Consider the following 25691-nt stretch of genomic DNA (forward strand, 5'->3'; position numbering starts at 1 on the left):
TGCGGCGCGCCATGTCCGCGCGGCAGCACAAATAATGCTGTCTATCGGCGTGCGGCATGCGCAGTGTGGGCATCGCTTCGGGTAAAATCCCGTTATGAGAATCCTTATCAGTAACGACGACGGCTACCTGGCGCCTGGCCTGGCGGCCCTGGCCGACGCGCTCGCGCCCATTGCCGACATCGTGGTGGTGGCGCCCGACAGCAACCGTTCGGGCGCGTCCAATTCGCTGTCGCTGGACCGGCCCCTGTCCGTGCACAAGGCCGCCAACGGCTTTTATTTTGTCAACGGCACGCCCACCGATTGCGTGCACGTGGCGCTGACGGGCATGCTCATCGAGCGCCCCGACCTGGTGGTGTCCGGTATCAACAACGGCCCCAACATGGGCGACGACACCCTGTACTCGGGCACCGTGGCGGCGGCCACGGAAGGCTATCTGTTCGGCATTCCCGCCATCGCCTTTTCCCAGTCGCAGTTCGGCTGGGCCAATCTGGACGCGGCTGCCCGCGTGGCGCGGGAAATCGTCGAGCGCCAGTTCGACGCCCTGCAGAAACCGTATTTGCTGAACGTGAATATTCCTGCCATTCCTTACGAGCAATTGCAAGGCATGGCGGCCACGCGCCTGGGCAAGCGCCATTCGGCCGAGCCCGTCATCCGCGCGCTCGACCCGCGTGGCCGTGAAATCTTCTGGATCGGCCCCGCCGGCGCGGCCAAGGAAGGCGGTCCGGGCACGGACTTCCATGCTGTTGAACATGGACAAGTATCGATCACGCCGCTGCAGATCGACCTGACCCATACCACCCAACTCGATGCACTGGCGAAAGGCCTGGCATGACCGCTCACTATGACTGACAAGCCGCGTACCTTCCCCCTTTCCCTCGATTCGCTGGCCGGCAAGCCCGCCAGGCAGGGCGGGGGGCAGTCGCTGGCCCAGTCCAGGATCGCCACGCCGCAGACGGCCACGCAGAATGCGGCGCAAAACGCGGCGCGCGGCGTGGCGCAGCCGTATGGCGCGCACGCGGCCATCGCGCCATCGCGCGCGCAAGCCATCGCCAATGAGCGGGCGCAGCCGGCCGTGGTGTCGCCGCCGCGGCAAAACCCGCTCGTCTCGGAGGCCGTGCGCCGGGCCATGGTGGCCCGCGTGGCGAAGCAGGGCGTCAAGGACCAGCTGGTGCTCGACGCCCTGCAAGCCGTGCCGCGCCACCTGTTCATGGACGAGGCGCTGGCGTCGCAAGCCTACATCGACGCCTCCTTGCCCATCGGCCACCACCAGACCATCTCGCAGCCGTATATCGTCGCGCGCATGATCGAGGTGATGCGCCAGGGCGGCAGCTTGCAGCGCGTGCTGGAAATCGGTACGGGTTGCGGCTACCAGGCGGCGGTGCTGTCGCTGGTGGCGAAGGAGGTGTATTCGATCGAGCGCATCCGGCCCTTGCACGAGCTGGCGAAGGCCAATCTGCGCCCGCTGCGCGTGTCAAATCTGCGCTTGCAGTACGGAGATGGTATGCTTGGCCTGCCGCAGGCGGCGCCCTTCGACGGGATCATCCTTGCCGCAGCCGGCCTGGAAGTCCCGCAAGCCTTGCTGGAACAGCTGGCGCCCGGCGGGCGTCTGGTTGCGCCGGTGGGGGCTAAATTGCAACACTTACAACTCATTACCCGGGTGGGGAAAATGGAATGGACCAGCCAAACCCTGGAAGATTGCCATTTCGTGCCTTTGCGCCCGGGCACCATATGATCCCCGGATCAGCTAGCAAGCAGGACATATAATTACATGCGAATGATTAAGAAAAGTAACCTACTTCTATGTAGCATCACCTTGGCCGCGCTGTTGAGCGGTTGCGGCACGACGGGCGTCCAGGCACCCGTCGTTGAGCGCCATCCATCGAGCAGCAGTGCCGCCGCCAGCGATCCGCGCGACCGCGACCCGGCCTATTACACGGTCAAGCGCGGCGATACCCTGTTGCGCATCGCTCTCGAGCACGGCCAGAATTACCGCGACCTGGTGGCCTGGAACGACTTGAGCAACCCGAACGACATCAAGGTCGACCAGGTATTGCGCGTGCTGCCGCCGACTGGCGACACGGGCGGCGCGCAGACGTCGGCCGTCGTGATGCCGCCGTCGACGGAAATCAAGCCGGCCGCGCCTGCCGTGCCGAAGAAAACGGGCCCGCGCGGCGAGAAGCGCGCGTATTCCGACGCCACCCTGGCCGAGCTGCGCGCCGATGGCGGCTCCGGCGACGCCAAGCCGGCGCCCGCGCCGGCGGCAACTGTCGCCGCCGCACCGGCCGCCGCCGCTGCAGCCCCTGCCGCATCGGCGCCTGGCGACGACAGGATCAGCTGGATGTGGCCTTCCGAAGGCAAGGTCATCGGCACTTTTGACGAAGGCAAGAACAAGGGCGTCGATATCGCCGGCAAGGCGGGCCAGCAAGTGGTGGCCGCAGGCGCGGGAAAAGTCATGTATGCCGGGAGCGGAATCCGTGGTTATGGTAATCTTGTCATCGTGAAGCACAGTAATAGTTTATTGTCGGCATATGCGCATAACCGCAGCATCCTGGTGAAGGAAGGGCAGAACGTCAACAAAGGCCAGGCCATCGCTGAAATGGGCGACTCCGATGCCGACCGCGTGAAGCTGCACTTTGAAATCCGCCAGCAGGGCAAGCCTGTCGACCCTTCGAAATTCCTGCCTAACCGTTAGGTAAAGCAATGACACACGCGCCGCACGATCAGCTGGACGATGACCCGGAACTGCCGGAAGACGGGGCAGACGAAGTCGTGACGGACGATGCCGGCGAGCTCGACGGCATTGACGCCGTCGACGCGGGCGAGGGCGGCGAGGTGGCCAGCGTCAGCGTGGTGGTCGAAAGTGTCGATGAACTGAAAAAGGTGCTGGCGGCCGAGCTGTCGACCGATACCACGCAGCACTATCTGAACCAGATCGGCACGCGGCCGCTGCTGACGGCGGCGCAAGAAGTGCATTACGCCACCCTGGCCAAGCAGGGCAATTTCGAAGCCCGGCAAACCATGATCGAGCACAACCTGCGCCTCGTTGTGTCGATCGCCAAGCATTACATCAACCGCGGCGTGGTCCTGCTCGACATGATCGAGGAGGGCAACATCGGCCTGATGCGCGCCATCGACAAGTTCGAGCCCGAGCGCGGTTTCCGTTTCTCTACCTACGCCACCTGGTGGATACGCCAGAGCATCGAGCGCGCCATCATGAACCAGGCGCGCACGGTGCGCCTGCCCGTGCACATGGTGCGCGAACTGAATCAAATCTTGCGCGGCAAATATCATCTGGAAGCCCAGCACCACGACGGCAAGGATGCCACCGCTGAAGATATCGCTCACCTCGTGGGCCGTCCCGTGGAAGAGGTGCAGGATATCCTGGCCCTGTCCGAGCATGCCACATCGCTCGACGCGCCGCTCGACAACGATCCACAGTCGTCGCTGATGGACATGTTGCCCGGCGCCAGCGAAGACAGCCCCGACGCGCGCGCGGAACACCATGAAATGACGGTGCTGGTGCGCGACTGGCTGACCAAGCTGCCCGACAAGCAGCGCGTCGTCATCATGCGCCGTTTCGGCCTCGACAACGACGATCCGGCCACCCTGGAAACCCTGGCCGAGGAAATGGGCGTGACGCGCGAGCGCGTGCGCCAGATCCAGCAGGAAGCCTTGATTAAACTCAAACGGGCCATGGCGGCGCGCGGCGTCGTACGCGACTCGCTGCTGTAGCGTGTCCGATAAAACGCACATGGCGGCGTTGCAATGCCTCGCCGTACTGGCGTACTGTCTTCGGCAATGCGCCTTGCCCTGTACATTTTCTCAGGCACGCTAAATCGGCGCAACTGTGCTGCGGACTTAAGCTAGTCGGCATCTGCTATCATACGCCCCGCTCGCGGCGCCTGACCTTTCCCCCCATTGTTTGCAAGTTCCAGCGCGGCCCTGCGTCCTGGCCCACTCTTACCTATTGATCGCTATGCAAGAAAATATCATCGAAATCAAATCGCTCGACATGGACGCCCGTGGCGTTGGCCATATTGAGAACGAAGACGGCTCGCCGGGCAAGGTCGTGTTTGTCGAAGGCGCGCTGCCGGGCGAGCGCGTCAGCTTTGTGACGTTCAAGAAGAAGAAAAACTGGGAAATGGCCCGCATGACGGCGCTGCACCGCGAATCGTCCATGCGCGTCACGCCCAAGTGCAAGCATTTCGACAATTGCGGCGGCTGCTCGATGCAGCACCTGGAACCGTCGGCGCAGGTGGCGATCAAGCAGCGCGTGCTGGAAGACAACCTGTGGCATATCGGCAAGGTACGTCCGCAAAGCATCATGCGCCCCATGTATGGTCCGACCTGGGGCTACCGCTACCGCGCGCGCCTGTCCGTGCGCCACGTCAAGAAGAAAGATGCCGTGCTGGTGGGCTTCCATGAAAAGAAATCGGCGTTTGTTGCCGACATGGATAGCTGCGAAATCTTGCCGCCGCACATCTCGGCCATGCTGCTGCCGCTGCGCGGCTTGATTGCGTCGCTGTCGATCTTCGACCAGATGCCGCAGATCGAGCTGGCTGTCGGCGAAGACGTGACCGCCATGGTCTTGCGCATCATGGCGCCGCTGACGGCGGACGATGAAACGAAATTGAAGGCCTTTGCCGACGAGTACGGCGTGCAATGGTGGCTGCAGGTGAAAGGCCCGGAAACGGCCGTGCCGTTCTATCCGCTCGACAAGCAATTGCACTACCTGCTGCCGGAATTCGGCGTCAAGATGCCGTTCAAGCCCGTCGATTTCACGCAAGTGAACCACCACATCAACCGCGTGCTGGTATCGAAAGCCCTGCGTTTGCTGGAAGTGCAGCCGACCGACCGCGTGGCCGACCTGTTCTGCGGCCTCGGTAATTTCACCTTGCCGCTGGCCACGCAGGGCAGCGCAGTGGTCGGTATTGAAGGCAGCACCACCCTGACGGAGCGGGCGCTGGAAAACGCGCTGGCCAATGGTCTGGCGGAAAAAACCTCGTTCTCGACGCGTAACTTGTTCGAAGTGACGACGGACGACCTGATCGCGCTGGGCCGTTTTGATCGCATCCTCGTCGACCCGCCTCGCGACGGCGCCATGGCCCTGTGCCAGGCGCTGGTCGGCCTGTCGCAAGTGCGTCCGGACCTGCTGCCCAAGCGCATCGTGTATGTGTCGTGCAGCCCGTCGACCCTGGCGCGCGACGCCGGCATCCTGGCGCTGGAAGCGGGTTATGTATTGAGCAAGGCGGGCGTGGTGAACATGTTCCCGCACACGTCCCACGTGGAATCCATGGCAGTGTTTGATTTGCCTCAATAATTCTGCCTGGCTCGGCGGGTGGCTTTGCAGGCACCCGCCGCTGCCGTATTCAACGGCGTAGCAAGCAACAGCAATACCACTTACAGCGTATTAAAAAACTGGTCTGTCTTTTCCCGATCCAGCGTCTTTTTTCATCCTCCCTCTGCCGTTTTTTCATTGTCCAGTAGGACAACACGCCGTTCGCATAAGCCGCTGCGCTTTCTGCGCAAAGTGGTATTGCCCACTTCGAGGCCACTTCAAAACCACTTGACCGCCTATTTTTTCAGCAGCATGCTGTTCTTGCAACTGCAAAAAAACAAAATCACAGGGTAGCTTTTTATCGAAGCAGAGTGGTATTTCCGCAAACCTGAACAGGAGACAGCGTGGAAAATTTAATACTCAAAAAAACGATCAGGAACATGATGGTATGTCTGGCCAGCGGTGGCGTGCTGGCGGCATGCGGCGGTGGCGGCGATGCCAGCGCGCCGGCTGGCTCGCAATTGCTGGCGGCCAGCACGGTGGTCGCCTGCGTGCCGTGGCAAGAGGGCGGCACGTACAACGCGGGCACGGTGGTCACTTACCTGGGCGCCAATTACACGGCCCTGGTGACGCAGACCGACCACGTGGGCTCGGGCTGGAACCCCGTTTCCACGCCTAGCCTGTGGAGCGCGGGCGGCACGTGCGATGGCGGAACTACGCCAACTCCTACGCCGACCCCGACACCGACTCCCACACCAACCCCGACGCCCACCCCGACGCCGAATCCAACCCCGACCCCCACTCCAACGCCTACCCCGACGCCAACCGGCGGCACCTGCGCACTGGCGTGGGTGGCCGGCACGGCTTACAGCGCGGGCGCCACCGTCAGCTATGCGGGCACGAATTACCGCGCCAACTACTGGACGCAGGGCGACAACCCGTCGACCAGCAGCGGCGCCGCCGGCACGGGCAAACCATGGACCAGCCTGGAGATCTGCAGCACCACGCCGACCCCGACGCCAACCCCGACACCGACACCGACTCCAACGCCAACCCCGACACCGACACCGACACCGACACCGACGCCAACGCCGACGCCAACGCCAACGCCAACCGGCCGCGAAGTCGGTTCCTATTTCGCCCAATGGGGCGTATATGGCCGCGACTATGAGGTGGCGAACGTGCATTCCAGTGGTGTGGCCGACAAGCTGACCTTCATCAACTATGCCTTCGGCAATATCTATCCGAAAAACGGCGGCTACGAATGCGGCATGATCACCAAGACGGAGCCGGGCGCGACGAATCCGAATTCGCCGGACGCTGGCACGGGCGGCGATGCCGAGGCCGACTACATCCGCACGCCGAAGCGCACCGTCGATGGCCAGGCCATTCCCTGGGACGCTCCATTGTCGGGCAACTTCCTGCAGCTGAAAAAGTTGAAGGCGGCGCACCCGAACCTCAAGTTGTTCATTTCCCTGGGCGGCTGGAGCTGGTCGAAGAACTTCTCCGTCGGTTCGGCCACCGATGCGCTGCGCAAGCAGATGGTGCGCTCGTGTATCGATATCTACATCAAGGGCAACCTGCCGGTGCAGGGCGGTCGCGGCGGCGTGGGTGCGGCGGCCAACATCTTTGACGGCATCGACATCGACTGGGAATACCCGGTCGGCGGCGGCCAGCCGTACAACACGGTCAGCCCCAACGACAAGCGCAACTTCACCTTGCTGATGGCGGAATTCCGCAGCCAGCTCGATGCGCTCGGCGCCGCCAACGGCAAGCGCTACCTGTTGACGGCCGCTGTCGGTGCCGGCAAGGACAAGATCGACAACACGGAACCGGCCCTGTACTCGCAGTACATGGACTGGATCAACCTGATGACGTACGACTTCCACGGCGGCTGGGAAAACAGCACCAACTTCAACGCCCAGCTGTTTGCCGACCCTGCCGATCCGTCGACAGGCATGGCGCGCGAATACGTGGGCGACAAGGCGGTGCAGTACATGATTGCCGCCGGCGTGCCGCGTGACAAGCTGCTGCTGGGCATACCGTTCTATGGCCGCGGCTGGACGGGCGTGGCGCCGGGACCGAACGGCGATGGCCTGTACCAGGCGGCCACGGGCACGGCGCCGGGCACCTACGAGTCGGGCATCGAGGACTATAAAATCCTCGTCGCCAAGTCCGGCACGCGCTACTACCATCCCGTGACCAAGCAGCTGTACCTGTACACGGGGGCGGGCGGCCAGTGGTGGAGCTATGACGATCCGACCGTCATCGGCACCAAGGTGAAATACGTGAAGGACCAGGGCTTGCGCGGCGCGTTCTCGTGGGAACTCGATGGCGACGCGAATGGCGTGCTGGCGACCGAGGTGTGGAAGGTACGCTAACCGTGTGCTAGCGTCGCAGGATGCGGCCGGGCGGCATTGCTGCCCGGCCGCTTGTTCACATAAAAAAAGAGGAGACGGGTGATGGCGGCAGTATCGACATTGGGAGTCAAACATCAGGAACAGGAACTGAGCCGCGAGTGGCGCAGCTGGATCGCGGAAAACCTCATGCTGGGCAGCCACCCGTCGGCGCTGATACCGGTGCTGCAAAAGGCCGGCATCACGGAAACCCTGGCGCGCCGCGAAGTGGAGCTGGCGCTGCACAGTCCCTACCTGGCCGGCGCCGTGCGCCTGTCGAACCGCCTGGCCAAGCGCGACTGGGTGATCGATATCCAGCGCAAGCTGAACCAGCTGCGCCCGCCCGAGATTCCCCGCCGCGACAAGCTGTCCGCGCAGGAATTCCTCGACGAATACTATTCGACCAACCAGCCCGTCATCATCACGGGCATGATGGATGACTGGCCCGCCCTGGCCAAGTGGAGCCCGGCCTACTTCCGCGACCATTTTGCGCAGCGTGAAGTGGAAGTGCAGTTCGGCCGCGAAGCGGATGCCCAGTATGAAATGAACAGCGTGGCGCACAAGCGCAAGATGGCGTTCGGCGAGTACGCGAGCCTGGTCGAGGGCAGCGGCGCGACCAATGATTTCTATATGACGGCGAATAACAATTCGCAGAACCGGCAAGCCTTGCGCGAGCTGTGGGACGACATCGGCCAGCTGCCCGAGTACCTGGAGCAGAGTGGCGGCCCGACGGGTTTTTTATGGTTCGGCCCGGCCGGCACGGTGACGCCGTTCCACCACGACCTGACGAACAACTTCATGGCGCAAGTCAAAGGGCGCAAGCGGTTGCGCATCATGGCCGCCTGCGAGGTGGCGCGCGTGTACAACCAGCGCCACTGTTTTACACCCGTCGACGGACGCGCCATCGACCTGCGGCGCTATCCGCTGATGGCCGACGTGCAGGTGCGCGAATGCGTGCTGGCGCCGGGCGAGATCCTGTTTTTGCCCGTCGGCTGCTGGCATTTCGTCGAAGCGCTCGACGTATCGATGACGGTGGCGTTTACCAACTTCAAATGGGATAACGATTTTTACAGCAAGTATCCGCCGAATCACGACTTTTGATCGTCGCGCGGATTGCCGCGAACGCGCAGGGAACAGCCGCCGAACGGGCGGCTTTTTTCATTGTACGGTGCGCTTCTTGTATAAGATATTTCCATAAAATAATTGATTGAAATCATTTTGCAGCAATTATTTTGATATGAATCGCCATGATGTTTCATTATCCAGCTGGTGATGGCGGGCGGATAATTTGATGGCTGGCGCGGCGCCGGGCCTCTGAGCGGGCTTGCCGGTGCGCACCGGCACCGACAACCATCTGGAGGCGGCAGGGCATGAACACGCAGCAAATGACACAGTTACAGCAAGCACCGGCAAGTAGTACGGAACTCCAGCTCGACACGCGGCTGACCCGCGAAGCGGCCGAGCTGCTGGCCCGCGCCGATATCCACCTGAATGGCCGCGCCGCCTGGGACATGCAGCTGCGCAAACCGGGCGTGCCCGAGCGGGCTTTTGCCAGCGGCAACCTGGGCCTGGGCGAAGCGTACATGGATGGCGACTGGGATGCGCAGCAGCTCGACGAATTCTTTTGCCATCTGCTGCGCGCCAGGGTGGCCGACGATGTGCGCCCCATGCGCCTGGCTTTCCACGCGCTGTACGCGCGCCTGTTCAACCTGCAGACGGAGCGACGCGCGTGGATGGTGGGCAAGGAGCACTACGACCTGGGCAACGCCTTCTATGCGGCCATGCTCGATCCGCGCATGACCTATACCTGCGGCTACTGGAAGGACGCCGGCAGCCTGGCCGAGGCGCAGGAGGCCAAGCTCGATCTGGTCTGCCGCAAGCTGCGCCTGAAACCGGGCATGCGCGTGCTCGACATCGGCTGCGGCTGGGGCAGTTTCATGCGCTATGCGGCGGAAAAATACCAGGTGCAATGCGTGGGCGTGACGATTTCGCAAGAGCAGGTCGCCTACGCGCGCGGCATGCCTGGCGGAGAAAACCTGGACTTCCGCCTGCAGGATTACCGCGACACCGATGAAAAATTCGACCGCATCGTCAGCATCGGCATGTTCGAGCATGTGGGGCACAAGAATCACCGCACCTTCATGCAAGTGGCGCACCGCTGCCTGGAAGACGACGGCCTGTTCCTGCTGCACACGATCGGCAAGAACAAGCGCGATTCCGCATGCGATCCGTGGATCGACAAGTACATCTTCCCGAATGGCGACTTGCCCTCCATCGGCCAGATCGGCGACGCCATCGATGATTTATTTATCGCCGAGGACTTGCACAACTTCGGCGCCGACTATGACAAGACCCTGATGGCCTGGCATGCGAACTTTGAGCAGGCGTGGCCGCAGTTTGCGGCCCAGCTGGGCGAGCGCTTCCACCGCATGTGGTCATATTATTTGCTTTCCTGCGCGGGCGCCTTCCGCGCGCGCGACCTGCAGCTGTGGCAATGGGTCTTGTCGAAGCAGGGCGTGCTCGGTGGCTATGATCGCGTCAGCTGATATCATGGCTTGATGGACATCAATCAGGCGCGTACCTTCCTCGAAGTGGCTTCCTGCGGCAGCTTCATCATGGCGGCCGAGCGCATGCACGTGACGCAGACGGCCGTCAGCGCCCGCATCCGCACCCTGGAGCAGCAGCTGGGGCGCCAGCTGTTCGTGCGCAACAAGGCGGGCGCGCGCCTGACGCCGGCCGGCGAGCGCTTCATGCGCCATGCGGCCACCATGGTGCAGGTGTGGGAGCGGGCGCGCCACCAGGTGGCCTTGCCGCCGGGGCGCGACGACGCCGTCAGCATCGGCTGCGAACTGAGCCTGTGGCAGCCGCTGCTCGGCGACTGGCTGATACGCATGAGCCGCGATTGTCCCGAAATCGCCTTGCGCGCTGAAGTCGACAGTCCCGCGCGCCTGCTCGACGCCGTGCACGACGGCTCGCTGGACCTCGCCGTGCTGTACAACCCGCCGCAGCGCCCGGGTCTGGCCGGCGAATTGCTGGCCGAGGAAAAGCTGGTGATGGTGACCACGCGCGCCGACGGGCAGATGCAGGCCGATACCTATGTGTACGTCGACTGGGGACCCAGCTTCGCGGCCAACCACCAGGCGGCGTATCCTGAACTGAGCAGCCCGCCCGTGTCGATCTCGCTGGGCCCGCTGGCCCTCGTGTACCTGCTGGAAGTGGGCGGCGCCAGCTACTTTCGTATCGGCAGCGCGCAGCCGTATCTCGATGGGGGCTTGCTGTACCGCGTGCGCGACGCGCCCGAATTCTCGCATTCCGCCTACGCCGTGTATGCTGCCCAGCGCGACAACCCGACCCTGGACCGCGCCCGCGCCTGCTTGCTCGAGGTGGCGGAGAAGATCAAGTAATTTGAACGGACGTAAAAAAGCCGACCCGCGGGTCGGCTTTTGTTTTCATGTCCTCGCGCATAAGCGCAGCGCATAAAACGTTCAGGGCAAGGCGCGGTGCCGAAGGGCAGTACGACTGGTACGGCGAGGCACTGCAACGCCGCCCTGGGCGTTTTTGCGTTAGCGCTTAGTCGCGGCTGCCGCCAGCGAAGCCCAGAAGGGAGAGCAGGCTGGTGAAGATGTTGTACACGTCCAGGTAGATGCGCAGGGTGGCCGAGATGTAGTTGGTCTCGCCGCCGTTGATGATTTGCTGCACGTCATACAGGATGTAGGCCGAGAAGATGGCGATGGCGACCATGGAGATCACGATCGACAGTGCCGACAGGCCCAGGAAGATGTTCGCCACCGATGCCAGGATCAGCACGATCACGCCGGCGAACAGCCATTTGCCCATGGCCGAGAAATCGCGCTTCGAGACCGTGGCAATCGTCGCCATCACGGCCAGGATGGTGGCCGTGCCGCCGAATGCCGTCATGATCAGCATGCCGCCGTTCGAGTAGCCGAGCGTGCGCGTCAGGATAGGCGTGAGCATCAGGCCCATGAAGAAGGTAAAGCCCAGCAGGACGGCGACGCCGAGGCCCGAGTTCTTGGTTTTCTCGATCGCGTACATGAAGCCGAATGCGACGGCCATGAAGATGATGAAGCCCATGCCGCCGGTCAGCATCGGCAAATGCATCTGCACGCCGATGAAGGCGCCCAGCACGGTCGGTATCATGGACAGTGCCAGCAGCCAGTAAGTGTTGCGCAAGACCTGGTGGCGGACTTGCTGCATGCCCCCCGACAGGTCAAAGGTGCGTTGCATGTTCTGATTCATAGTGCCTCCGTGTTGTCAATTCAAATTACTGCTTTACCCAAGGATAGCATGGGGGCCGGAATTTGCCAAAAAAGCAGCTTAAGATTTCATTAAACAGGGACAGGGCGGCAAGATGCCCCTGCCTGTCTGGGTGATATGGGGTGGAGTATGGTAAAATCAAAGGTTGATTGAGTTATCAATTTACCGTTTTAAACCTTACTTTTATTGGAGTTTTCACACATGGCAATCGAACGCACCCTGTCGATCATCAAACCAGACGCAGTTGCAAAAAACGTAATCGGTCAAATCTACACCCGTTTTGAAAACGCTGGCCTGAAAATCGTTGCAGCACGCATGACCCAACTGTCGCGCGAACAAGCTGAAGGCTTCTACGCAGCGCACAAAGAGCGCGGTTTCTTCAAGGATCTGGTCGACTTCATGGTTTCCGGTCCAGTCATGATCCAGGCCCTGGAAGGCGAAAACGCCGTTCTGGCCCACCGTGACCTGATGGGCGCGACCGATCCGAAGAAAGCAGAAAAAGGCACGATCCGCGCCGATTTCGCCGATTCGATCGACGCTAACGCCGTACACGGTTCCGACGCTGTCGAAGCTGCTAAAGTGGAAATCGCTTACTTCTTCCCAGAACTGAAGGCTTAATTGCCTTAGATAACGTTATTTCCTGGCGTTATCTGTGAAATAACTTATCACCCCCTGTTCCCGCTGCGCTGTGGTGCTTTGCCCCTGATGCGCGCGGGGACGGATTTTTAGAATAGACAAGATCATGAATACGACGACTCTCACCAACTTGCTGGACCTTGATCCCGCGCAACTCATCGCCTACTGCGCCGAGCTGGGAGAGAAACCGTTTCGTGCGAAACAATTGCAACGTTGGATACACCAGTTCGGCGCCTCCGACTTCGATGCCATGACGGACCTGGCCAAGTCGCTGCGCGACAAGCTGGCTACGCGCGCCGAAGTGCGCGCCCCGGCCATCATCAGCGACCACACGTCGACGGACGGCACGCGCAAGTGGCTGGTCGACGTGGGCAATGGCAATGCCGTGGAAACCGTGTTCATTCCGGAAGAAAACCGCGGCACCCTGTGCATCTCGACCCAGGCCGGCTGCGCCGTGAACTGCCGTTTCTGCTCGACTGGCAAGCAAGGTTTCAACCGCAACCTGAGCGTCGGCGAAATCATCGGCCAGCTGTGGATGGCGGAATTTGAATTGCGCCGCACCAAGGGCATCGAACCGGGCCCGAAAGGCGAGCGCCAGATCACCAACGTGGTGATGATGGGCATGGGCGAGCCCCTGCTGAACTTTGAGCCGACCGTCACCGCCCTGAAATTGATGCTTGACGACAACGCCTACGGCCTGTCGCGCCGCCGCGTGACCCTGTCGACGTCGGGCGTGGTGCCGATGATGGACAAGCTGTCGCAGGAAGTGCCGGTGGCCCTGGCCGTCTCGCTGCACGCCTCGAACGATGCCTTGCGCGACGGGCTGATTCCACTGAACAAGAAATACCCGCTGAAGGAATTGATGGCGGCCTGCAAGCGCTACCTGGAATTCGCCCCGCGCGATTTCATCACCTTCGAATACTGCATGCTCGACGGCGTCAACGACAGCGACGAGCACGCGCGCGAACTGCTGGCGCTGGTGCAAGACCGCGAGTTCGGCGTGAACTGCAAGTTCAACCTGATTCCGTTCAACCCGTTCCCCGAGTCGGGTCTGTTCCGCTCGAAAAACCCGCGCATCAAGGCTTTCGCCCAGGTGCTGATGGATGGCGGCATCATCACCACCGTGCGCAAGACGCGCGGCGATGATATCGATGCGGCCTGCGGCCAGCTGGCCGGCGAAGTCAAGGACCGCACCCGGGTGCAGGAACGCATGGAAAAGATGACTGAGTATCAACAGAAATTTGGCGCCAATTTCGGCAAGATCGTGGAGATCCGCTCCTGATGAGGGAAGGCATGGCTTACCAACGCTCGCTTGCTGTGGCCGCTGTTTGCCTGGCTGTGCTGCTGGTCGGCTGTGCTTCCACCGCAGACAAGGAGCAAGCTGCATCTGTCGAGCAGCGCGCCGCCTTGCGCTTGCAGTTGGCCAGCGCCTATTATATGCAGGACCAGTTTGAGGTGGCGTTGGCCGAAGCAGAGCAGGCGGTGCAGCTGGTGCCGGACAATGTCCAGGCGCACGGCATGCGGGCCTTGATTCTTGCCGCCCTGCGCCAACCTGGGGCTGCTGAAAAAGATTTTCTTTACGCATTGCGCCTCGCGCCCCACAATCCCGAGTTGAGCAATAATTATGGCCAGTTTCTGTGCCAGACCGGGCGCGCGGCGCAGTCGCTGGCGTATTTCGATGCCGCATTGCAAGATGCCGCCTATGGCACGCCTGAACTGGCGCTGCATAATGCGGCGGCGTGCAGCCTGGTCATGAAAGATTACCCGCGCGCCGCTGACTACTGGCTCAAGGCGGAGCGCATCGCACCTGGCGCGGCAATCACGTATGCCGGCCTGGTGCGCGTGTATTACCAACAGCAAGACTACCGGCAAGCGGCTCGTTACCTTGAGCGGCTCGGTAAAGTAGCGACAATGGAGAGCCAGACGGCCGATGTGCTGTGGCTCGGGATCAAGGTGCAGCATAAGCTCGGGGATGCGGGTGCGGAAGCTGGCCTGGGGGCGCATTTGCGCAACCACCATTCCGGCTCCCCCGAATATGCTGCTTATCAAAATGGGGCGTTTGATGAGTGAGACAGGGATACCAATGAATTCAGAGTGGGCAGAAACGCCTCAGCAGCAGCCCCAGGGCAATCTTGCGTTGGCAGGCGCACAGTTGAAGGCGCAGCGCGAAGCGCTGGGCTGGCCCGTGGAGCAGGTGGCCGACCAGCTCAAGCTGGCGCCGCGCCAGGTGATCGCGCTGGAAGAGGGCGACATGGCGGCCTTGCCGAACGTGGCCGTGGTGCGCGGTTTCGTGCGCGCCTACGCCAAGGTGGTGCGTCTCGACGCGGCGCCGCTGGTGGCCATGATCGAAGTCCATCCGGCGCCGGCGCAAGACCCGGCTGCGCCCGCGCGGCGCGAGATTTCCGCCACGTTCTCGGAATCGCGCTTCCCGTCGATGACGCAGCGTTCGTCGAACCAGACGCCAATCTGGATCGCCGGCGCCGTGGCCGTCGTCGTGGCGGCCGCCTTTGGCGCCTATAAACTCGGCTACGTGCCGGCCAGCCTGCTGTCCGCGCAGGCCGGGAAGGAAACCGCGCATGCGGAAGTGGGCCCGGTGGAAACGACCCTGATCAAGCCGGGCCAGGACTTGACGCCCGTGCAGACGCCGTCCGTGCCCCTGATTTCCGTGCCGCCGCCGCCAGGCAACGATACGCAGACGGGCGCACCTGCCGCTGCCGCCGCTTCGGCGCCGGCCGCCGCCGCAGTGCCGCCAGCCGCCGTGCCAGCTCCGGCGACAGCGACGACGGCTGCCGTCACGCCGCCCGCCGCTGCCGCTGTCCCTGCCGTGGGCGCGAATGCGCTGGTGCTGAAGGTGGAGCAGGATTCCTGGGTCGAGATCCGCCGTCCCGGCGCTTCTCCGCTGATTTCGCGCATGGTCAAGGCGGGCAGCACGGAAACGTTCGATATCACGGGACCGGCCACTCTGGTGGTGGGCAAGCCGGGTGTCGTGCAGGCAACCTTGCGCGGCGCCAAGCTGGATCTGCCGACCGTGGCCGGCGGCACGATCTCGCGTGTCAGCATCAAATAATTGCAGTAATCGTTCAAGCAAACTCAGAAGATAATATTATGGCTACCTCGAAAACAGCGATCGGCTCCGGCCCATCCGGCCGCCGCGACAGCCGCAAGGTGCTGATCGCGCACGGCCAGCGCCAGATCTGGGTGGGCGGCGACGCCCCCGTGGTGGTGCAGTCGATGACGAACACGGATACGGCCGATGCCATCGGCACGGCGATCCAGATCAAGGAACTGGCGCGTGCCGGTTCGGAACTGGTGCGCCTGACGGTGGACCGTCCGGAAGCGGCTGCGGCCGTGCCCTACATCCGCGAGCAGCTCGACAAGATGGACATCGACGTGCCGCTGGTGGGCGATTTTCACTACAACGGCCATACCCTGCTCAACGACTACCCCGATTGCGCGCGCGCGCTGTCGAAGTACCGCATCAATCCGGGCAACGTGGGCAAGGGCGCCAAGCGCGACACGCAATTTGCGCAAATGATCGAGGTGGCTTGCAAGTATGACAAGCCGGTGCGCATCGGCGTGAACTGGGGCAGCCTGGACCAGGCCTTGCTGGCGCGCATCATGGATGAAAATGCGGGCCGTGCCGATCCATGGCCGGCGCAAGCCGTGATGTACGAGGCGCTGGTGACGTCGGCGATTGAAAACGCCGTGCGCGCCGAAGAGCTGGGTCTGGGCCGCGACAAGATCATCCTGTCGTGCAAAGTTTCTGGTGTGCAAGATCTGATCGCCGTGTACCGCGAACTGGCGCAGCGCTGCGACTATCCGCTGCACCTGGGCCTGACGGAAGCGGGCATGGGCAGCAAGGGCATCGTCGCTTCGACGGCGGCCCTGGCCGTGCTGCTGCAAGAGGGCATCGGCGACACCATCCGCATTTCGCTCACGCCGGAACCGGGCGGCGACCGCACGCGCGAAGTGATCGTCGGCCAGGAAATTTTGCAAACCATGGGCTTGCGCAAGTTCGCGCCCATGGTGATCGCCTGTCCCGGCTGCGGGCGCACGACGTCGACCACCTTCCAGGAACTGGCCGACAACATCCAGACGTATCTGCGCGAGCAGATGCCGGAGTGGAAGAAATCGTATCCGGGCGTGGAAGCGATGAACGTGGCCGTCATGGGCTGCATCGTCAACGGTCCCGGCGAATCGAAGCATGCGAACATCGGCATCAGCCTGCCCGGCACGGGCGAGTCGCCAGCCGCCCCCGTGTTTGTCGACGGCGAAAAAGTCGTCACCCTGCGTGGCGAACGCATCGTCGAGGAATTCCAGGACATCGTCCTCAATTATGTTAAAAGCCATTACGGCGCAGCAGCGTAGGTCGGATTAGCGCTACGCGCGTAATCCGGCAATCAAGTTAAAGCAAAGAAGAACACTATGTCCGAAAATAAAAAGCTCGATAAAATCACCGCCGTCAAAGGCATGAACGATATCCTGCCCGCCGACGCCCCACTGTGGGAATTGTTTGAAAACACGGCCCAGTCCGTTCTGCAAAGCTACGGCTTCCAGCAGATCCGCACGCCGATCGTGGAAGAGACGAAATTGTTCGCGCGCGCCATCGGCGCCGTGACCGATATCGTGGAAAAGGAAATGTATTCGTTCACCGATTCGATGAACGGCGACAACCTGACCCTGCGCCCGGAAGGCACGGCCGGCGTGGTGCGCGCCGTGGTCGAGCACAACCTCGTCTACGAAGGTCCGAAACGCCTGTGGTACAAGGGCCAGATGTTCCGTCACGAACGCCCGCAGAAAGGCCGCTACCGCCAGTTCCACCAGTTCGGCGTGGAAGCCATCGGTTTCACGGGTCCGGATATCGACGCCGAGATCATCATGCTGTCGCGCCGCCTGTGGGACGACCTGGGCCTGGAAGGCATCCGCCTGGAACTGAACTCGATCGGCGACGCGGCCGAGCGCCTGCGCCACCGCGCCGACCTGATCGCCTACCTGGAAAGCCACAGCGAGCTGCTCGACGAAGAAGCCAAGCGCCGCCTGCACAGCAATCCGCTGCGCATCCTCGATACCAAGAACCCTGCCATGCAGGACCTGGTCAATGGCGCGCCGAAGCTGCTCGATTACCTGGGCGAGGAATCGCTGGCCCATTTCCACGGCGTGCAGAAGATCTTGAACCACAACAATATCCCGTTCACCATCAACCCACGCCTGGTGCGCGGCCTCGATTACTACAATCGCACGGTGTTCGAGTGGGTCAGCGACAAGCTGGGCGCGCAAGGCACGGTCTGCGCCGGCGGCCGCTATGACGGCATGGTGGAAATGTTTGGCGGCAAATCGACGCCCGCCGTCGGTTTCGGCATGGGCGTCGAACGCCTGGTGCTGCTGATGAAGGATGCGGCCGAGCCGGAAGCGCCGGCCCAGTGCGACGTCTACCTGGTGCACCAGGGCGAGCAGGCAGGCTTGCAAGCGTTCGTGCTGGCCGAGCGGATTCGCGATGCGGGCCTGGACGTTGTGCTACATTGCGCAGCGAGCAACGGCGGCGGCAGCTTCAAGACGCAAATGAAAAAGGCCGATGCCAGCGGCGCGGCGTTTGCCGTGATCCTGGGCGACGATGAAATCGCCAACAATGTCGCGACGGTGAAAGCCATGCGCGAAGCCGATGCGGGCGCGCAGCAGAGCACGGTGCCGTTCGACGATGTCGTCGATTACGTGGTGGACCAGATCATCGGCGACCACGATTGCGGCCACGACCACGGTCCTGGCGGCCACGTGCATCACCACCATTAATTTGCAGCAAGACCGTACTACCCTCGATCAACTACTCATTCAAACTGACGACCCATGGCATACGATCACGAAGAACAAGAACAACTGGCAACCCTCAAGGCCTGGTGGCAGCGCAATGGCAATCTGACCTCCTGGGTCCTGATCGTGGCGCTGGCCGGCTACAGCGGCTGGGCTGGCTGGCAGTACTACCAGCGCACGCAGGCCGCGCAAGCGGGCCAGCTGTACGACGAACTGCAGAACGCCATCGCCGCCAAGGACACGGCCAAGGTGATGCGCGCGACCAGCGACATGCAATCGCGTTTCAGCGGTACGGCATATGCACAGATGAGCGCCCTGGCCGCGGCCAAGGTGGCGTTCGACGCGAACGACCTGAAAACGGCCAAGACCCAGCTGCACTGGGTGGCCGAGCACGGTACGGAAGAGTACAAGGCCATCGCCAAGCTGCGTCTGGCCGGCGTCCTGCTGGACGAAAAAGCCTACGATGAAGCGCTGAAGGTGCTGGCGACGGCCACCGTGGCGCAATTTGCCGGTGCCGTGGCCGACCGCAAGGGCGACATCCTGGTGGCGCAAAACAAGCTGGCCGATGCCCGCACGGCCTACCTGGCCGCGATAGCCGCGACGGACAAGAACAATCCTGGCCGTCAACTGATCCAGGTCAAACTGGAAGCGATCGGCGGCACGGTACCGGAAGACAAGGCCAAGGCTGACAAGGCCGCCGCCTGACAGGAACACTGATGGTGGTGCGGCCGCGCGGCGTTGTGCGCCGCCTGCCTTGCCCTTACAAGTACAAGAAAAAGGTTGGATAACACTTATGCGTGTCACTGAAAAGCTGGTAGCTGCAAGTCTGTTGGCCCTGATGGCCGGTTGCTCGTCCTGGAACCCGTTCGCCTCGAAAGATCCGAAAGTCGAGCCGGCCAAGCTGGTCGAGTTAAAATCGAGCATTGCCGTGCGCGACGCCTGGAAGTATTCGATCGGCAAGGCCGGCGTGTACGCGTTGACGCCTGCGCTGGCCGGCAGCAGCCTGTACGTGGTCAGCGCCGATGGCGCGCTGGCGCGCCTGGATGCGGCCAGCGGCCGTGAAACGTGGCGCATCAAGGCCGGCAGCGACATCACCTCGGGCGCCGGCAGCGATGGCGCCGTCGTCGCTGTGGGCGCCGCCAAGGGCGCCGTGCTGGCGTTTGACGCCGATGGCAAGCAGCTGTGGAAGGCGCAGGCGTCCAGCGAAGTATTGACGGCGCCCGTCGTGGGGCAGGGCGTGGTCGTGGTGCGCAGCGTGGACAACCGCATCGTCGGCTTCGACGCCAAGACGGGCGAGCGCAAATGGACGGTGCAGCGCGCCACGCCGGCATTGACCTTGCGCAATGCGCCGGGCATGGTGCTGGGCGGCGCGAACATCTACGTGGCCCAGCCGGGCGGCAAGCTGCTGGCACTGACGGCGGCGACCGGTGTGGTACGCTGGGAGATCGTCGTCAGCGAACCGCGCGGCGCCACCGAACTGGAGCGCGTCTCCGACATCGCCGGCACGCCGGTGGTGTTCGAAGGCGAAGTGTGCGCCGTCACGTATCAGGGCAAGGCGGGCTGCTTCGACGCCGCCACGGGCGTGCCGCGCTGGACCAAGCCGATCTCGTCCGATGTGGGCGTGGCCGTCGACCAGCGTTTCGTGTTTGTTGCCGATGACCAGGGCGCCGTGGTGGCGTTCAGCCGCGAAGCCGGCCAGAGCGCCTGGAAGAATGAGGCGCTGGCGCGCCGCCGCCTGTCGACGCCGGCCTCCTACGGCCGCAGCGTCGCCGTCGGCGACTATCAAGGTTATATCCACTTCCTGTCACGGGAAGATGGCGCATTAATAGGTCGTGTCAGCACCGACGGTAGCCCGATTGTTTCGGCTCCCGTCGTTGCCGGTTCGAATTTGATTTTTCAAACCCAATCAGGGACAGTGACCGCTCTCGCGGTCGAGTAATACAATGAAGCCGGTAATTGCACTAGTAGGTCGACCCAATGTTGGGAAATCGACTTTATTCAATCGTCTGACCCGCTCGCGCGATGCGCTGGTGGCGGATTTGCCTGGGTTGACGCGCGATCGTCACTATGGCGAAGGCCGTGTCGGCGAACGTCCCTTCCTCGTCATCGATACGGGTGGTTTCGAACCCGTCGCCAAGGAAGGCATCATGCACCAGATGGCACTGCAGACCAAGCAGGCCGTGGCCGAGGCCGACGTGGTGGTGTTCATCGTGGACGGCCGTCAGGGCCTGACCCCGCATGACAAGACCATCGTCGACTTCCTGCGCAAGAGCGGTCGTCCGGTCTTGCTGGTGGTTAACAAAAGCGAAGGCATGCGCTACACGGCCGTCGTGTCCGAATTCTATGAATTGGGCATGGGCGATCCGTATGCGATCTCGTCGGCGCACGGTGACGGCGTCAACGACCTCGTCGAAGTGATGCTGGACCTGGCGTTCGCGCAGCGTCCGGATGAGCCTGAAGAGCTGGAAAAGACCGACCGCGGCATCAAGATCGCCCTCGTCGGCCGTCCGAACGTGGGCAAGTCGACCTTGATCAACACCCTGCTGGGCGAAGAGCGCGTGATCGCCTTCGACATGCCGGGCACGACGCGCGATTCGATCGAAATCCCGTTCGAACGCGATGGCCAGCAATACACCCTGATCGACACGGCCGGTATCCGCCGCCGCGGCAAGGTGTTTGAAGCGATCGAGAAATTCTCGGTGGTGAAAACGCTGCAGTCGATTTCCGAAGCCAACGTGGTCGTGCTGATGCTCGACGCGCAGCAGGATATTTCGGAGCAGGACGCGCATATCGCCGGCTTTATCCTGGAATCGGGCCGCGCGCTGGTCGTGGCCGTGAATAAATGGGATGGCTTGCAATCGCACCAGCGCGATGAAATCAAGATCGATATCGACCGCAAGCTCGATTTTCTGTCGTTCGCGCAAATGCACTTCATTTCGGCGCTGAAGGGCACCAACATCGGTCCACTGATGAAGTCGCTCAACGCCGCGTATGCGGCCGCCATGTGCGACCTGTCGACGCCGAAGCTGACGCGCGCCCTGATCGAAGCCGTGGAGAAGCAGGAACCGCGCCGCAAGGGTTCGATCCGTCCGAAGCTGCGCTATGCCCACCAGGGCGGCATGAACCCGCCTGTGATCGTTATTCACGGCAATGCGCTCGACGCCGTTGGCGATCCCTACAAGCGTTATCTGGAAAAACATTTCCGCGATACGTTTGCCCTGGTCGGTACGCCGCTGCGCATCGAATTGCGTACGGGTAAAAACCCGTTTGCACGCACGCCAAGCAAGTAATGAGTTAACAGCTGGATTAAGTGCATATTAAGGCGCCGCGGAGATAATGCGGCGCCGACAGCCAATTCAATGGTTATTTGCACGGAAATAATAAAGTGTTAATGCGCCATGCGCGACAGCGATCGCGAAAACAGGTTACAGTAGCTATGACGCATCTTTCTTTCTTTGAAAGGTGTGAGAGCACTTGAAATCAAGCGAGTCGCCTCCAATTCTTACACAACAACATAAACAACGGAGCTGTTATGAGCAACAAAGGGCAACTGTTACAAGACCCATTCCTCAATGCATTACGCAAAGAGCATGTTCCTGTCTCGATCTACCTGGTCAATGGCATTAAATTGCAGGGCCATATCGAATCGTTCGATCAATATGTCGTATTGCTGCGCAATACGGTGACACAGATGGTATACAAGCATGCCATCTCGACAGTGGTGCCGGCCCGTGCCGTCAATCTCAATATTGAATCTGAAGCGGAGTAAAGCGTTGAGCTTGACGGCCCAGCGCCTTTCACCCTCCATCGCCCCCGTCCGCGCCAGCGGCGCTGATGCGTTTGCATCGGCGTCGGCGTTCGCCGCAACTCATCAGATGCCATCATGCGCGCGGCACTAGTCGGGGTTGACTTCGGTCACAGCGACTTCGCCGCCAGCATGGAGGAACTCATGCTGTTGTCGCGTTCGGCTGGCGCGGACCCGATTTCCACCATCACGGCCAAGCGTTCCAGTCCCGATTCCGCGTATTTCGTCGGCAGCGGCAAGGCCGATGAAATTGGCGACGTCGTCGTCAACGATGGCCTGGAAATCGTCATCTTCAATCACGCCCTCTCGCCCGCCCAGCAGCGCAATCTGGAAAAGCGCCTGAATGTGCGCGTGCTCGACCGTACCAGCCTGATCCTCGACATCTTCGCGCAGCGCGCCAAGAGCCACGAGGGCAAGCTGCAAGTCGAGCTGGCCCAGCTGCAGCATCTGGCCACGCGCCTGATCCGCGGCTGGACCCACCTGGAACGGCAAAAGGGCGGTATCGGCTTGCGCGGTCCCGGCGAGACGCAGCTCGAGACCGACCGCCGGCTGATCGGCGACCGTGTCAAGGCCCTGCGCGCGCGCCTGGAAAAACTGCACAAGCAGCGCGAAACGCAGCGCCGCGCGCGCGGCCGCAATCACACATTCTCGGTGTCCCTCGTCGGTTATACCAATGCCGGCAAGTCGACCCTGTTCAATGCCGTGACCAAGGCCGGCGTGTATGTCGCCGACCAGTTGTTCGCCACCCTCGACACCACCTCGCGCCGGGTTTACCTGGGCCAGGAAGTGGGCAACGTGGTGATCTCCGACACGGTCGGCTTCGTACGCGAATTGCCGCACCAGCTGGTGGCCGCCTTCCGCGCCACGCTCGAAGAAACCATCCATGCCGATCTGCTGCTGCACGTCGTCGACGCCGCGTCGCCGGTGCGCATGGAGCAGATCGAGCAGGTCAACCTGGTCTTGAAAGAGATCGGCGCCGATCATATTCCGCAAATCCTCGTGTGGAACAAGATCGATGCGGCCGGGCTGGAGCCTTCGGTGGAGCGCGACGAATATGCTACGATCAGTCGCGTGTTCGTCAGTGCGCAGAAGGGCAGCGGGCTCGACCTGCTGCGCGATGCGATCGTCGAGATGGCCAGGAAGGCGCCCCGTTCTGCCCACCTGTATCAGAACGACGAAGCACCGCAGGAAGATCAGTTTGACGGTCAGTACGACCAGCACGATGGCGCCGCCCCGGACCAGGACGAAGAGCCTGGCGAGGACGATAGGATTTCCACCCACTCCCAAGTCGGAACACGATAGTTATGCTTGTCTCCCTACTCAAAAAAACAGGCTTGAAGTTGTCCCTGAACGATCCCCGCTGGGGCAATCGCAAGGACGACGGCAAGAAAGCCCAAGAAGGCAAAAAGCCCGGCGAAGGTCCGCCGGACCTCGATCAGTTGTGGCGCGATTTCAATCAGCGCCTGAACGCCTTTTTCGGACAGAAGAACCGTCCCGACAACGGCGGCAATAACAACGGTGGCGGCGGTGGCCCGCGCCCCGACATGAAGGGCGCCGGCATCACCGCCGGCGTCGTTGGCGTGATCGCCGTCTTCATCTGGCTCGCCAGCGGCGCCTTCATCGTGCAAGAGGGCCAGAGCGGCGTGGTGCTGACGTTTGGCCAATACACGCGCACGGCGCCGGCCGGTCTCAACTGGCGCTGGCCGTATCCGTTCCAGACCGATGAAACCGTCAACGTGTCGCAGGTGCGCACGGTGGAAGTGGGTTATCGCACCTCGCTGCGCAACAAGCAGGCCAGCGAGTCGCTGATGCTGACGGATGATGAAAACATCATCGACATCCAGTTCGCGGTGCAGTACACCCTGAAAGATCCCGTGGAATGGCTGTTCAGCCTGCGCGACCAGGAAGACACCTTGCGCCAGGTCGCCGAAACGGCGATCCGCGAAGTGGTCGGCCGCAGCAAGATGGACTTCGTGCTGTATGAAGGCCGCGAAAAAGTGGCTTTTGATACGCAGAAATTGATGCAGCAGATTCTTGAAGATTACAAGGCTGGCGTGTTGATCAACAACGTGACGATGCAGGCCGTGCAGCCGCCGGAGCAGGTGCAAGCCGCCTTCGACGATGCCGTCAAGGCAGGCCAGGACCGTGAACGCCAGAAGAATGAAGGCCAGGCCTACGCCAATGACGTCATTCCGAAAGCCCGCGGCGCAGCATTCCGCCTGGTGCAGGAAGCAGAGGCCTACCGGGCCATGGTGACCGAGAACTCCGAAGGTAACGCGTCGCGCTTCAAGCAGGTGCTGGTCGAGTACCAGAAGGCGCCGGCCGTCACGCGCGACCGCATGTACCTGGAAACGATGCAGCAAGTGTTCAGCAGTGCCAGCAAGGTCATGGTTGACGCCAAGACGGGCAGCAATCTGCTGTATCTGCCGCTCGACAAGTTGATCGCCCAGACGGCTGCCACCGATGCTGCCGCTGCCGCCGCCCGTGCTGCCGCGACACCCGCAGCCAACACCGTTTTGCCACAGGAAGCCATGCCGACAGTAGAAGTCAATCAGCGCCGTGACAGCCGCTCTTCGCGTGAACGGGAGAGCCGCTAATGAACCGTATCGTTGCCGCCCTGATCGCGGGCTTTATCGCGATCATGCTCCTTTCCTCGACCGTGTTCGTCGTCGATCAGCGTAAATACGCCATCGTCTTCGCCCTCGGTGAAGTCAAGGACGAGATCAGCAAGCCAGGCTTGTACTTCAAGCTGCCGCCGCCGTTCCAGAACGTCATCTACCTGGACAAGCGTATCCTGACGCTCGATACGCCGGAACCGGAACGCTTCATCACGGCCGAGAAGAAGAATATCCTCGTCGACGCGTATGTGAAGTGGCGCATCGTCAATCCGAAGACCTATTTCCGCAGCTTCGGCGGCGATGAAAGCCGTGCGCGCAACCGCATGTCGCAAATCGTCAAGGCGGCGCTGAACGATGAAATCACCAAGCGCACGGTGCGCGAAGTGATCTCGGGCGAGCGTGGCAAGGTGATGCAGGCGATCAAGGCCAAGGTGGCGGCCGAGGCCGAGGCCATCGGCGTAGGCATCGTCGACGTGCGCCTGAAGCGCGTCGATTACGTCGAGCAGATCAACAACTCCGTGTACGAGCGCATGAAGTCCGAGCGCGTGCGCGTGGCCAATGAACTGCGTTCCACCGGTTCGGCCGACTCCGAGAAAATCCGCGCCGACGCCGACAAGCAGCGCACGGTGATCCTGGCCGAAGCGTATCGCGAAGCCGAGAAGATCCGCGGCGAGGGCGATGCCAAGGCGTCGCAGGTGTATGCGGAAGCGTTTGGCAAGAATCCGGAGTTCTACAAGTTTTACCGCAGCCTGGAAGCCTACCGCGCCACGTTCAAGGACAAGGGCGACGTGATGGTGGTCGATCCGAGTTCGGAATTCTTCAAGTACTTCAAGGGTAACGGCACGGCCGCTCCGTCCAAGAAGTAAGACAGCATCGGT

General features: G+C 62.1%; 23 protein-coding genes. 22 read left to right on the plus strand and 1 reads right to left on the minus strand.

What is annotated here, in order from left to right:
- Nucleotides 1-94 precede the first annotated feature (94 nt).
- The 9 genes from surE to OX462_RS08135 all read left to right on the plus strand — a co-directional run bounded on the left by surE (nucleotide 95) and on the right by OX462_RS08135 (nucleotide 11078).
- Entirely contained in the window at nucleotides 95-832 is a 738-nt protein-coding gene (surE, locus tag OX462_RS08095) for a 5'/3'-nucleotidase SurE (protein ID WP_070290596.1), read from the plus strand.
- Between the two features lie 9 nt (nucleotides 833-841).
- Nucleotides 842-1732, plus strand: a complete 891-nt coding sequence (locus OX462_RS08100; protein ID WP_099410111.1) for a protein-L-isoaspartate(D-aspartate) O-methyltransferase — start codon at nucleotides 842-844, stop codon at nucleotides 1730-1732.
- 42 nt (nucleotides 1733-1774) lie between these two features.
- Nucleotides 1775-2692, plus strand: a complete 918-nt coding sequence (locus OX462_RS08105) for a peptidoglycan DD-metalloendopeptidase family protein (RefSeq protein WP_409028733.1) — start codon at nucleotides 1775-1777, stop codon at nucleotides 2690-2692.
- An 8-nt stretch (nucleotides 2693-2700) separates the two neighbouring features.
- Nucleotides 2701-3732, plus strand: a complete 1032-nt coding sequence (rpoS, locus tag OX462_RS08110) for an RNA polymerase sigma factor RpoS (protein ID WP_070223369.1) — start codon at nucleotides 2701-2703, stop codon at nucleotides 3730-3732.
- A 244-nt stretch (nucleotides 3733-3976) separates the two neighbouring features.
- On the plus strand, nucleotides 3977-5320 hold the full coding sequence (gene rlmD / locus OX462_RS08115) for a 23S rRNA (uracil(1939)-C(5))-methyltransferase RlmD (protein WP_070290599.1): 1344 nt from the start codon (nucleotides 3977-3979) through the stop codon (nucleotides 5318-5320).
- A 398-nt stretch (nucleotides 5321-5718) separates the two neighbouring features.
- Complete coding sequence (locus OX462_RS08120) at nucleotides 5719-7659, plus strand: glycosyl hydrolase family 18 protein (protein WP_409028152.1); 1941 nt, start codon at nucleotides 5719-5721, stop codon at nucleotides 7657-7659.
- Nucleotides 7660-7740: 81 nt separating this feature from the next.
- Nucleotides 7741-8775: a cupin-like domain-containing protein gene (locus tag OX462_RS08125; RefSeq protein ID WP_409028153.1), complete on the plus strand. Its 1035-nt coding sequence runs from the start codon at nucleotides 7741-7743 to the stop codon at nucleotides 8773-8775.
- A gap of 284 nt (nucleotides 8776-9059) precedes the next feature.
- Nucleotides 9060-10220 (plus strand): cyclopropane fatty acyl phospholipid synthase, encoded by a 1161-nt coding sequence (gene cfa / locus OX462_RS08130; protein WP_409028734.1) that lies wholly within the window; start codon nucleotides 9060-9062, stop codon nucleotides 10218-10220.
- Nucleotides 10221-10232: 12 nt separating this feature from the next.
- Nucleotides 10233-11078 (plus strand): LysR family transcriptional regulator, encoded by an 846-nt coding sequence (locus tag OX462_RS08135; protein WP_409028154.1) that lies wholly within the window; start codon nucleotides 10233-10235, stop codon nucleotides 11076-11078.
- Between the two features lie 166 nt (nucleotides 11079-11244).
- Here the strand turns inward: OX462_RS08135 and OX462_RS08140 are convergent, their stop codons facing one another.
- Nucleotides 11245-11931 (minus strand): Bax inhibitor-1/YccA family protein, encoded by a 687-nt coding sequence (locus OX462_RS08140; RefSeq protein WP_034752039.1) that lies wholly within the window; start codon nucleotides 11929-11931, stop codon nucleotides 11245-11247.
- Between the two features lie 219 nt (nucleotides 11932-12150).
- Between OX462_RS08140 and ndk the strand changes: the two genes are divergently transcribed.
- From ndk to hflC, 13 genes are all read left to right on the plus strand, one after another.
- A complete protein-coding gene (gene ndk, locus OX462_RS08145; RefSeq protein ID WP_070223377.1) occupies nucleotides 12151-12567 on the plus strand; it encodes a nucleoside-diphosphate kinase in 417 nt (138 codons plus the stop codon).
- Nucleotides 12568-12691: 124 nt separating this feature from the next.
- Complete coding sequence (rlmN, locus tag OX462_RS08150) at nucleotides 12692-13867, plus strand: dual-specificity RNA methyltransferase RlmN (protein WP_034752035.1); 1176 nt, start codon at nucleotides 12692-12694, stop codon at nucleotides 13865-13867.
- Nucleotides 13868-13878: 11 nt separating this feature from the next.
- A complete protein-coding gene (pilW, locus tag OX462_RS08155; RefSeq protein WP_409028155.1) occupies nucleotides 13879-14655 on the plus strand; it encodes a type IV pilus biogenesis/stability protein PilW in 777 nt (258 codons plus the stop codon).
- A gap of 67 nt (nucleotides 14656-14722) precedes the next feature.
- Complete coding sequence (locus OX462_RS08160) at nucleotides 14723-15652, plus strand: helix-turn-helix domain-containing protein (RefSeq protein WP_409028156.1); 930 nt, start codon at nucleotides 14723-14725, stop codon at nucleotides 15650-15652.
- Nucleotides 15653-15690: 38 nt separating this feature from the next.
- On the plus strand, nucleotides 15691-16953 hold the full coding sequence (gene ispG / locus OX462_RS08165; RefSeq protein WP_121670116.1) for a flavodoxin-dependent (E)-4-hydroxy-3-methylbut-2-enyl-diphosphate synthase: 1263 nt from the start codon (nucleotides 15691-15693) through the stop codon (nucleotides 16951-16953).
- Between the two features lie 57 nt (nucleotides 16954-17010).
- A complete protein-coding gene (gene hisS / locus OX462_RS08170; protein ID WP_070221912.1) occupies nucleotides 17011-18372 on the plus strand; it encodes a histidine--tRNA ligase in 1362 nt (453 codons plus the stop codon).
- Nucleotides 18373-18426: 54 nt separating this feature from the next.
- On the plus strand, nucleotides 18427-19095 hold the full coding sequence (locus OX462_RS08175; RefSeq protein ID WP_099411647.1) for a YfgM family protein: 669 nt from the start codon (nucleotides 18427-18429) through the stop codon (nucleotides 19093-19095).
- Between the two features lie 88 nt (nucleotides 19096-19183).
- Complete coding sequence (bamB, locus tag OX462_RS08180) at nucleotides 19184-20329, plus strand: outer membrane protein assembly factor BamB (protein WP_070221914.1); 1146 nt, start codon at nucleotides 19184-19186, stop codon at nucleotides 20327-20329.
- Nucleotides 20330-20333: 4 nt separating this feature from the next.
- Entirely contained in the window at nucleotides 20334-21680 is a 1347-nt protein-coding gene (gene der / locus OX462_RS08185) for a ribosome biogenesis GTPase Der (RefSeq protein WP_070221915.1), read from the plus strand.
- 242 nt (nucleotides 21681-21922) lie between these two features.
- Complete coding sequence (gene hfq, locus OX462_RS08190) at nucleotides 21923-22159, plus strand: RNA chaperone Hfq (protein ID WP_008450615.1); 237 nt, start codon at nucleotides 21923-21925, stop codon at nucleotides 22157-22159.
- Nucleotides 22160-22273: 114 nt separating this feature from the next.
- Nucleotides 22274-23497, plus strand: a complete 1224-nt coding sequence (gene hflX / locus OX462_RS08195) for a GTPase HflX (protein ID WP_046685708.1) — start codon at nucleotides 22274-22276, stop codon at nucleotides 23495-23497.
- 2 nt (nucleotides 23498-23499) lie between these two features.
- The gene (gene hflK / locus OX462_RS08200) at nucleotides 23500-24792 is read left to right on the plus strand and encodes an FtsH protease activity modulator HflK (protein ID WP_070221916.1); all 1293 of its coding nucleotides are present in this window, start codon (nucleotides 23500-23502) and stop codon (nucleotides 24790-24792) included.
- The gene (gene hflC, locus OX462_RS08205) at nucleotides 24792-25679 is read left to right on the plus strand and encodes a protease modulator HflC (RefSeq protein WP_070221917.1); all 888 of its coding nucleotides are present in this window, start codon (nucleotides 24792-24794) and stop codon (nucleotides 25677-25679) included. The genes hflK and hflC overlap by 1 nt, the downstream gene beginning before the upstream one ends.
- Nucleotides 25680-25691: the final 12 nt, after the last annotated feature.

The sequence above is a fragment of the Janthinobacterium aestuarii genome (assembly GCF_046113285.1).
Lineage (GTDB): Bacteria > Pseudomonadota > Gammaproteobacteria > Burkholderiales > Burkholderiaceae_D > Janthinobacterium.

Bases quoted from the DNA above. Each gene is read 5' to 3' on its own strand.
- OX462_RS08105 (WP_409028733.1), top strand. From the start codon at position 1,775: ATGATTAAGAAAAGTAACCTACTTCTATGTAGCATCACCTTGGCCGCG.
- OX462_RS08175 (WP_099411647.1), top strand. From the start codon at position 18,427: ATGGCATACGATCACGAAGAACAAGAACAACTGGCAACCCTCAAGGCC.
- OX462_RS08125 (WP_409028153.1), top strand. From the start codon at position 7,741: ATGGCGGCAGTATCGACATTGGGAGTCAAACATCAGGAACAGGAACTG.
- hfq (WP_008450615.1), top strand. From the start codon at position 21,923: ATGAGCAACAAAGGGCAACTGTTACAAGACCCATTCCTCAATGCATTA.
- hflX (WP_046685708.1), top strand. From the start codon at position 22,274: ATGCGCGCGGCACTAGTCGGGGTTGACTTCGGTCACAGCGACTTCGCC.
- hflK (WP_070221916.1), top strand. From the start codon at position 23,500: ATGCTTGTCTCCCTACTCAAAAAAACAGGCTTGAAGTTGTCCCTGAAC.
- pilW (WP_409028155.1), top strand. From the start codon at position 13,879: ATGGCTTACCAACGCTCGCTTGCTGTGGCCGCTGTTTGCCTGGCTGTG.
- OX462_RS08140 (WP_034752039.1), bottom strand. From the start codon at position 11,931: ATGAATCAGAACATGCAACGCACCTTTGACCTGTCGGGGGGCATGCAG.
- ndk (WP_070223377.1), top strand. From the start codon at position 12,151: ATGGCAATCGAACGCACCCTGTCGATCATCAAACCAGACGCAGTTGCA.
- OX462_RS08120 (WP_409028152.1), top strand. From the start codon at position 5,719: ATGATGGTATGTCTGGCCAGCGGTGGCGTGCTGGCGGCATGCGGCGGT.
- rlmD (WP_070290599.1), top strand. From the start codon at position 3,977: ATGCAAGAAAATATCATCGAAATCAAATCGCTCGACATGGACGCCCGT.
- ispG (WP_121670116.1), top strand. From the start codon at position 15,691: ATGGCTACCTCGAAAACAGCGATCGGCTCCGGCCCATCCGGCCGCCGC.
- surE (WP_070290596.1), top strand. From the start codon at position 95: ATGAGAATCCTTATCAGTAACGACGACGGCTACCTGGCGCCTGGCCTG.
- hflC (WP_070221917.1), top strand. From the start codon at position 24,792: ATGAACCGTATCGTTGCCGCCCTGATCGCGGGCTTTATCGCGATCATG.
- rlmN (WP_034752035.1), top strand. From the start codon at position 12,692: ATGAATACGACGACTCTCACCAACTTGCTGGACCTTGATCCCGCGCAA.
- cfa (WP_409028734.1), top strand. From the start codon at position 9,060: ATGACACAGTTACAGCAAGCACCGGCAAGTAGTACGGAACTCCAGCTC.
- OX462_RS08135 (WP_409028154.1), top strand. From the start codon at position 10,233: ATGGACATCAATCAGGCGCGTACCTTCCTCGAAGTGGCTTCCTGCGGC.
- hisS (WP_070221912.1), top strand. From the start codon at position 17,011: ATGTCCGAAAATAAAAAGCTCGATAAAATCACCGCCGTCAAAGGCATG.
- rpoS (WP_070223369.1), top strand. From the start codon at position 2,701: ATGACACACGCGCCGCACGATCAGCTGGACGATGACCCGGAACTGCCG.
- bamB (WP_070221914.1), top strand. From the start codon at position 19,184: ATGCGTGTCACTGAAAAGCTGGTAGCTGCAAGTCTGTTGGCCCTGATG.
- der (WP_070221915.1), top strand. From the start codon at position 20,334: ATGAAGCCGGTAATTGCACTAGTAGGTCGACCCAATGTTGGGAAATCG.
- OX462_RS08100 (WP_099410111.1), top strand. From the start codon at position 842: ATGACTGACAAGCCGCGTACCTTCCCCCTTTCCCTCGATTCGCTGGCC.